The 8595-nt window shown below is 54.4% G+C and carries 9 protein-coding genes; 2 read left to right on the top strand and 7 right to left on the bottom strand.

Features of this window, described 5'->3' with window-relative positions; all coding sequences use genetic code 11:
* The 6 genes from HOLDEFILI_RS19935 to HOLDEFILI_RS15210 all read right to left on the bottom strand — a co-directional run.
* A partial coding sequence (locus HOLDEFILI_RS19935) for a hypothetical protein (protein ID WP_006060732.1) occupies positions 1-371 on the bottom strand: 371 nt, incomplete at its 3' end.
* Positions 368-1321 (bottom strand): DHH family phosphoesterase, encoded by a 954-nt coding sequence (locus tag HOLDEFILI_RS15230; RefSeq protein ID WP_006060731.1) that lies wholly within the window; start codon positions 1319-1321, stop codon positions 368-370. The genes HOLDEFILI_RS19935 and HOLDEFILI_RS15230, both read right to left, overlap by 4 nt.
* Positions 1322-1323: 2 nt before the next feature.
* Complete coding sequence (locus tag HOLDEFILI_RS15225; RefSeq protein ID WP_039865131.1) at positions 1324-2520, bottom strand: acetate/propionate family kinase; 1197 nt, start codon at positions 2518-2520, stop codon at positions 1324-1326.
* A 12-nt stretch (positions 2521-2532) separates the two neighbouring features.
* Positions 2533-2859: a putative DNA-binding protein gene (locus HOLDEFILI_RS15220; RefSeq protein ID WP_006060729.1), complete on the bottom strand. Its 327-nt coding sequence runs from the start codon at positions 2857-2859 to the stop codon at positions 2533-2535.
* Positions 2849-3820 (bottom strand): signal recognition particle-docking protein FtsY, encoded by a 972-nt coding sequence (gene ftsY, locus HOLDEFILI_RS15215; protein ID WP_006060728.1) that lies wholly within the window; start codon positions 3818-3820, stop codon positions 2849-2851. The genes HOLDEFILI_RS15220 and ftsY overlap by 11 nt, the downstream gene beginning before the upstream one ends.
* A complete protein-coding gene (locus HOLDEFILI_RS15210; RefSeq protein ID WP_006060727.1) occupies positions 3817-6756 on the bottom strand; it encodes a chromosome segregation protein SMC in 2940 nt (979 codons plus the stop codon). The genes ftsY and HOLDEFILI_RS15210 overlap by 4 nt, the downstream gene beginning before the upstream one ends.
* A 235-nt stretch (positions 6757-6991) precedes the next feature.
* On the opposite strand from HOLDEFILI_RS15210, the gene HOLDEFILI_RS15205 reads away from it, so the two are divergent.
* On the top strand, positions 6992-7354 hold the full coding sequence (locus HOLDEFILI_RS15205) for a CidA/LrgA family protein (RefSeq protein WP_039865273.1): 363 nt from the start codon (positions 6992-6994) through the stop codon (positions 7352-7354).
* Complete coding sequence (locus HOLDEFILI_RS15200; protein ID WP_006060725.1) at positions 7351-8028, top strand: LrgB family protein; 678 nt, start codon at positions 7351-7353, stop codon at positions 8026-8028. The genes HOLDEFILI_RS15205 and HOLDEFILI_RS15200 overlap by 4 nt, the downstream gene beginning before the upstream one ends.
* Positions 8029-8092: 64 nt before the next feature.
* On the opposite strand, the gene HOLDEFILI_RS15195 is transcribed toward HOLDEFILI_RS15200, so the two are convergent.
* The coding region (locus HOLDEFILI_RS15195; RefSeq protein ID WP_006060724.1) for an amidase at positions 8093-8595 on the bottom strand (503 nt) is incomplete at its 5' end.

Genomic DNA, 8595 nt, shown 5'->3' with positions numbered 1-8595 from the left:
ACGTCTTTTATCTCGATCTGATCGCGGTATTTCTCAGCGTTGAGCAGCTCGCTGCCTAAAAACATCAATAGCAGCATTGCGGCAAACAGGAATCCTGCCCCGAAAATGCAGCATTTCTGGATCAGCGCCCACTTGCCGGACAGCATAAAATCGCTGATTCCAAAGACGACAAGCAGAAAGACCACGAGCATAACGGTCGAGGGACTGTGCAGATTCCAGGCCGGCAGCGTCACATAGTCAATCAGGATAGCCAGCGCCAGCGTGATCACCAGAGCTGTCAGATGGGCTTTTCCCGGCTTCATTTTCGGCTTGCGCGGTGTCTTGAATTGGTTGAAGGCGTTGGGATCAAAGTTAAAATGGAATTGAGTCATGCTTGATTCTCCTTTAAGCGCCGGCGCAGATCAGCGATCAGTGCGTTCAGACTGGCATCGTCCAGACATTTGCAGCCAGCCGCGTTCTTATGCCCGCCGCCGCGGTAATTCATCGCGATGTCGTTGACCGGCAGCGTCTTGGAACGCAGCGAACCAGCCCACCAGGTGTTTCCCTGATCGTCGTGATCCTTCGCAAAGACCGCCCAGATCTCAATTTCGCGGATTCCGCCGAACTGATAGACTTGATCCTTTGCCTGGGAAGCCGTCATCGACCAGCGGTCTAAGAAGGCCTGATCGATAACGGAAATCATCAGATGATCATCCAGAATTTGAGCTTCGGCCCGGATCGCGCTGGCAAATTCATATTCTTTAAGCGGAACGTCGAACAGATCGCGGTTGATCTGCGGGATATTCAAGCCGCTCTGAGCCAGATAGGAAGCCATTGCGAGCGTATGTTCCGTTGTATTGCTTGTCTTGAAGCTCAGTGTATCCGTCAGTAAACCGCGGTACAGATATTCGGCGACATCCGTTTCCAGCGGTTCCTGATCAACGTTGCTGAAAAATTCCGCAAGAATTTCACAGGTCGCCGCGTAGTGATCGATGACATATTCAAGATCGGCGAAATGCTCGATCTGCGGATGATGATCAAGATGGATGATCTGCCGGGCGCTTTGCCAGCGGTCATCGTCAATCCGCCGCACGTTCGCCGTGTCCAGCACGATCGCCAGCGACTGCCGAATGGTTTCGTCATCAATTTCATCGCTGTCCGGAAACAAGCCGTTGGTCATTTTCTGATGTCCGAGCACAATCACCCTTTTTAAAGGAAAGCGATGCTTTAACCAGGTGGCGAGCCCCCATTGGCTCCCTAAAGCATCGCAGTCCGGATTGATATGTCGGTAAAGTGTAATGACCTCAGACTGCTCCAGTGCGGAATACAGTCCTTCAAACATGCTTATAACCCTAACAGACGAACAGTGTCGCGGGCGATGACGAGTTCTTCGTTGGTCGGAACGATATAGACCTGAACCTTGCTTTCCGGATTGGAAATGCAGACTTCCTTGCCGCGGGTCTTATCGTTGAGTTCATAGTTGATGGACAAGCCCAGGCATTCTTCCATCTTCTCGAGGATCTGATGGCGCAGGTTCGTGTCGTTTTCACCTAAGCCGGCCGTAAAGGCGATCGCATCGACGCCGCCCATCTGCATGACGTAGCCGCCGACCACATTGATCACGCGGTTGACATAGACAGCCTGGGTCAGAATGGCGCGTTCGTTGCCCTGCTTCACTGCGTCTTCGATATCACGGGCATCGCTGGAAATGCCGCTGACGCCCAGCATGCCGGATTTCTTATTTAAGATCGTGTCCATTTCCTTCGGGGAAATGCCCTTCTTATCCATGATATGGCAGATGACGGATGGATCGATGTCGCCGCAGCGGCCGCCCATCATGATGCCGCCTAACGGTGTGAAGCCCATCGACGTGTTGACGCACTTGCCGCCCTTGACCGCCGTGATCGAAGCGCCGTTGCCTAAGTGGCAGGTGATGATGCGGGTATCCGCAATGTCCTTGCCCATCAATTCCGCGGTGCGCTGGGAAACATACTGGTGGCTGGTGCCGTGAGCGCCGTAGCGGCGGACCTTATCTTCCGTGTACCATTCGTACGGAACCGGGAAGATGTAGGATTCCGGTGTCATCGTCTGATGGAACGCCGTATCAAAGACGAACACGTGACCGATTTTCGGCAGCGCTTCGCAGAACGCGCGGTAACAAATCAAATGCGCCGGATTGTGCAGCGGCGCCAGCGGTGCCAGTTCCTCAACTTTATTGACGACGTCCGCATCGACCTTGACGGACTGATCGAAGTATGCGCCGCCCTGAACAATGCGGTGGCCGGCAGCGGAAATCTCATCCAGCGTTTCGACGATGTGATATTTAACCAGAGCTTCCAAAAGCAGTTCGACCGCGACCTTGTGGTCCTTGATCGGCAGGTTCTGGGTATGTTTTTCCCCGTTGACCTTGATCGTGAAGATGCCTTCGTCCAGACCGATCCGTTCTGCCACACCGGAAGTCAGAACTTCCTCCTCGGGCATGTTGAACAGCTGGAACTTAAGGGATGAACTGCCTGCGTTGACTGAAATAACTTTACTCATATGTACCTCCATTTATTCTGTCTGCATACAGACCTCGACCAGCGCGTCGACTTCGGCAATGTGCAGCGCTTTCAGCTTTTCATATTGCGCGATGCGGACCTGATAGTGACGCAGCAGGTGAAGTTTCGATTCATAGTCTTCCAAAATCTTTTCACAGCGTTTCAGAAGATCGTACACGGCGCTGCGGCTGGTTTGCTGCAGCTCGGCGATTTCCGACAGCGAATAATCCTCTTGAAAGTAGTAATCCAGAATCGTGCGCTGCTTCTCTGTCAGCAGCGTACCATAGAAATCGATCAAAAGATTCATTCGTTCGGTTTGAGCTAATTCTTTATCCGACATCCCGGATGCCTTCCGAAATGCTGTAAAGATACAGATCGAGATCAAACGGCTTGAGGTCGTCTTCCCTTTCCCCGAGGCCCAGATAATAGACCGGAATGTGCAGCACATCCTTGATCGCCAGCACAATGCCGCCCTTGGCGGTGCCGTCCATTTTGGTCAGGATGATGCCGGTCACATCCGTGACCTCCTGGAAGATCTTGGCCTGGGATAAGCCGTTCTGGCCGGTTGTGGAATCGAGCACCAGCCATACGTGATGGGGCGCGCCTTCGATTTCACGGCCGATGACCTTGCGCATCTTGGCCAGCTCGTTCATCAGATTGACCTTGTTCTGCAAGCGTCCGGCAGTGTCGCACAACAGGATATCCAGGTTGTGTTCCTTGGCATAGCGGCAGCCGTCGACCAGCACGCTGCTGGGATCGCCGTTCTCGCGGCCTTTGATGCACGGGACGCCGAGCTTATCGGCCCAGCGCGCCAGCTGCTCGATCGCCCCGGCCCGGAACGTGTCCGCGGCCACGACGCCGACTTTTTTGCCCTGACTCTGATACAGCTTGGTCAGCTTGGCGCACGTCGTGGTTTTGCCGCTGCCGTTGACACCCACCATCAGGATCACGGTCGGACCGTTTTCATTCATCACGATCGGCGCGTCGGTGCTTTCCAGATAGATGTTCTGCATAATCTCCATCAGAAAGGCCATGACATCCTTGAACGTGACGTAGCGGTATTGATCGACCGTCGTTTTCAGCTGATCGCAGATCTTCTCCGCGGTCTGAATGCCGACGTCGCTCTCCAGCAGCACGATCATCAGTTCTTCGAGGAAATCCTCGGTGACGCCGTTGAAGCCGAACGCCATCTTGTTGAGCTTTTTGCCCATCGTGTCGCTTGTTTTGTTGAAACCGCTCAGATAGCGGTCGCCGTCTTTTTTCTTGGAAAATTTGTCTTTCAGCGTATCAAAGAAACTCATGCCGGCTGCACCTCCTTGGTTTCGGCCATTTCAATCGCGTCGGTCAGTTCGACCTTCAGCATCTGCGAAACGCCCTGCTTCTGCATTGTGACGCCGTAGAGGACGTCGCACTGCCCCATCGTTCCGGGACGATGGGTGACGACGATGAACTGTGTCCGTTCGCTGAAGTTTTTGATGTAGCGGGCGAACCGTTCGACATTGCCCTGATCCAGCGCCGCCTCGACTTCGTCGAAGATACATAACGGAACCGGCCGGGCCTTGAGAATCGCAAACAGCACGCTGATCGCGATCAGGCTCTTTTCGCCGCCGGAGAACAGCCGGATATTCTGAACCGACTTGCCCGGGGGCTGGACGTCGATATCGATGCCGGTGTTTAACAAATCCGTCGGATCCTCCAAGATCAGGCGGGCCTTGCCGCCGCCGAACAGCGCGCGGAACGTATCGCCCAGCTCCTCGTTGATCTTATCGAACATGTCCTTGAACTGTCGGACCATGACTTCGTCCATCTCGTCGATCGCCGACAGGATTTTATCACGGCTGGCGATCAGATCGTCCACCTGCTTGCGCATGAATTCGTACCGGTCGTTGACCTCAGTGTATTCTTCCGGCGCGTTCATGTTGATGTTGCCGAGCGCTTCAATTTCCGAGCGCAGCTGCAGCACTTCCTCGCGCGCATTTTCAATGTGGCTTTCCTCAACCTTGGTGCGGGCGTATTCATAGGTCAGCTGATATTCGCTGGTCAGCCGCGCCAGGTTGTTTTCCAGGCGTGTTTCAATCTTCGCCTTGTCGAGCTGAATCGCATGCGAGCTGGCGGTCGCCGTTTCCAGTTCCCGGCGGATCTGCCGGATCTGCTGCTCGCGCCGTTCGATGTCGGCGGTCAGCTTCATCTTCTGCTGTCGCTTCTGGGACAGGGACGTCGTGATTTCATCCCGGCGGGAATAGGCCTGGTTAAGCGATGTGATCAGCGAATCCGCAAACGTTTCCTGCTCGCCGTCTACCGCTTCCGGCGCTAACAGCTCGTAATCGTTTTTCAAGCGTTCAAATTTGGCGCGCTTAGCGTCGACGACCGGTTCCAGCTGAGCGCTGGCGATCCGTTTCTCCGTCAGCGACCGCTCCAGCTCAGAGCGCTGGCGTCCGGACTGATCCAGCGCCTTCTGCGCCAACTGGCATTTCGCCTGCTGCGATTGAATCGTTCCAGTGATTTCTTCCAGTTCACGCTGAACCGTCATTAAGGACGAACTGTTGCGGGCCTTGCCGCCGGTCATCGAACCGCCGCGGTGGATGACGTCGCCGTCCAGCGTTACGATTTTATAACTGAACTTTAATAAATCGGCCAGGTTGTTGCCATGTTCCAGCGTATCGCAGACCAATACGTTCTGCAGTAACGACTGACGGACTAAATCAAACTGCGGATCACAGTGAATGAACTCGCTGGCAACGCCTAAGAAGCCTTCGGTGTTCTGCGCCACGATGCGGTGATCCTGCGCGATCCAGCGGGGTTTTAAGACCCGGATCGGCAGAAACGTCGCACGTCCGCTCTGGTTCTTTTTCAAAAAGCTGATCGCCTGACGGGCGCTGGCTTCGTCGGTGGTCACGATGTTGTACATCGCGCCGCCTAAGGCGACTGAGATCGCTTCCTCATAGCCTTTTTCCGGTTCCAGCACTTTCGCCACGACGCCTAAGACGCCGGGCAGAAACGCCTGGGAATCCATGACAGCCTTGACGCCGGCTTGCGAATTGAATGGCTGACGAGCCAGGTTTTCCAGAACTTCCCTGCGGTTCTGCAGCCGCCGCAGAATGCCGGCGGCCTCGTCGTTTTTCTGCGAGTTTTCAGCCAGCTCCATCGCGGTCTGCGACAGCTGTTGGGAAAGCAGCGCCACATCCCGCTGCAGCTGATCCAGCCGCTGCTGCCGGTCTTCGTATTCAAAACGTGCTTCTTCCAATAACGACTGCATCTGCTTCGCTTTTTCCTCGCGCGTGCCGACCTCAATCGCGTATTTCCGCTTTTCATCCAGCTCAATCTTGCGGGTTTCCAGCGTTTGGATTTCATTGATGACGCGCATCAATTCTTCCTGCAGCTTGTTGATTTCAACTTCCAGACCGTTGGAATCCTTCTTGGCCTCCAGATTGGCCGTTTCATGAACCTGAATCGTCGTCTGCTGCATCGTCGTCGAATTCTCGATATCGAACAGCGTCTTGACAGCTTCATCGATCTGCTGGTTAAGATGCGTGATCTCCTCGACTAAAACGGCGATCTCGATTTCCTGCAGACGTGCTTTCTTTTCCCTGTAAATCTCAGCCTTGCGGGCCTGGCGTTTCAACGGCGAAACCTGCCGCTCCAATTCGCTTAAGATATCCTGGGTGCGGTCGAGGTTTTCCTTGGTCCGCTCCAGCTTGGACAGCGATTCAAGCTTGCGTTTCTTGTACTTGCTGACGCCGGCGGCATCCTCAAAGATCGCCCGCCGTTCGATCGGCTTGGCTTCCGCAAATGAACTGATATTGCCCTGAGAAATCATCGACAGGGAATCTTTTCCCAGGCCGCTGTCCAGAATCAGATCCACAACGTCCTTTAACCGGACCGGGTTGCGGTTGATCAAATACTGGGCTTCACCGTTATTGCGGTAAAGCCGGCGTGTGACTTCTATTTCATCCAGCTCGCTGTTGAGATCCCGGCGGCTGTTGTCAAAGACAAGGGTAACCTCAGCCATGTTGACCATTCGGCGGTCGGCGCTGCCCGCAAAGATGACGTCGGTCATCGCGTTGCCGCGCAGAGACTTCACGGACTGTTCGCCCAGAACCCAGCGGATCGCGTCGGTAATGTTGCTTTTCCCGCAGCCGTTGGGGCCTACGATCCCGGTGACGTCGTGATCAAACTGAATCACGACCTTATCGGCGAAAGATTTAAAGCCCTGCATTTCTATTCGTTTTAGAAACATGGCATCCTCCTTCTCACTCCATCTATGTATTATAACAAACCAGCGTTTAAATTTAAAGGAAACCCAGGACGAAAAGCGGTGCTTTCGAATGTTTTTTAAGCAATTCCGCACATCCGTGATCACTTTGATAAAAATTGCTCAAGGAATGCGCTTCCATTCAAAAATCCCGGTTGCGCCGGGGTTTTATTTCCGGTATACTGGTAACGATCTTTTTAAAGCGAGGTTCTTTTCCCCTATGAAAATTTTAAAACAAATCACGATTGTGTTTCTGTTGTGCTGGCTGGGCGAGGTGATCAGCGCCCTGCTGCCGTTTGCTTTTCCCGGCAGTATCGTGGCGATGCTGCTGTTATTAGGCTGTCTGTCGACGTCGCTGCTGCGGATCGAGGATATTTCCGGGTTCGCCGGGTTTCTCCTGGCCAACATGGCGTTCTTTTTCATTCCGGCGGGCGTGTCGATTCTGGACAGCTTCGGGGCGATCCAAAATGATCTGCTTCCGATTCTGGCGGTGATCGTGCTCAGCACCCTGATCACTGCGGCGGTAACTTGCGGCAGCATCCTTTTGATCACGAAATTACAGAAGCGGGGGTCGGCGCGATGAACGAGCTGCTCAACGGTCCGTTTTTCTTCACGGGTCTGTGCCTGATCGTTTATCTTCTGGCCTGCCGGCTGCAGCGGATCACACGGAAGACATGGCTGAATCCGCTGTTGGTTTCGATTCTGATTCTGATTGGGATTCTGTCAGTTCTGCGAATTCCCTATGCCCATTTTAAGGAAGGCAGCAGCGTCATCGCCATGATGCTGACGCCGGCGACGTGTGTCCTGGCGATTCCCATGTACAATCAGCGGAAAATCCTGAAGCAGAACCTGGCGGCGATTCTGATCGGAACGTTTCTGGGAGCGCTCAGCTCGATCCTTTCCGTCACACTCCTATGCCGGATCTTTGGCTTAAACGAGCTGATCACCCGTTCGCTGCTGCCGAAGTCGGTAACGACACCGATTGCGGTCAGCGTGTGTGAGGTCAGCGGCGGCCTGCCCGCGATCACCGTGGCGGCGGTGATCCTGACCGGAATTCTCGGTTCGATCGTGATCCCCCTGTTGTTCACTAAACTGAAGATTAAAAACAGCGTGGCGCTGGGCATTACCCTGGGCACAGCGTCGCATGCGATGGGCACGTCCAAGGCGATTGAGATCGGTGAACAGGAAGGCGGCCTGTCCGGACTGGCGATCGGGATCACCGGCATCTTTACGGTCATCCTGTCGCTGCTGCTGTGAACATTCAAACCAAAATAAAGGCATATCGTTCAGCGCAGAAACTGACGATATGCTTTTTTTGACTTTATTGGAAAATCGGGGCATGGCGGGCGCACAGTTTGGTTTCAAGCGCATGGGCAGCGGTGATCAACGTTTCTTCGCTCCAGGCCGTAGAAATAAACAAGACGGAACACGGCGTCCCCTGATCCGGACTTTGCGCGCAGACCGCGGCGCAGGGATATCCGGCAATCGGCGCATAACCGGTGATTTTAACCGTCATCAGACAATCCAGCTGATATTCCTTCAACAGCCGGTCGATTCCTTCTGTGCGTGTTTGACGGGTCAACGCTAAGCGCTGCCGGAGATAGTCGGCTTCCCGCAGCGTGCCGGAGGTGCGGTTGCTGCTTTCCAGAAGATCCTGTCCGTAACGCAGGCAGGTTTGCGCATGCCGGCGGTTATATGCTAGGATATCGTCCAGCGTACGCATCGCGGTGCAGCCGCGGACAGACCCCAGCCAGGCGTTGATTCCATTTTTAAATTCATGTTCCAGCACCGGCAGATTGTTCAGCCGGCCCTGCGGGAGGGAAA

The organism is Holdemania filiformis DSM 12042, from assembly GCF_000157995.1.
Classification (GTDB): Bacteria; Bacillota_I; Bacilli_A; order Erysipelotrichales; family Erysipelotrichaceae; genus Holdemania; species Holdemania filiformis.
The sequence above is the reverse complement of the archived record's forward strand: the minus strand, read 5'-3'. Positions and strand labels throughout refer to the sequence as shown.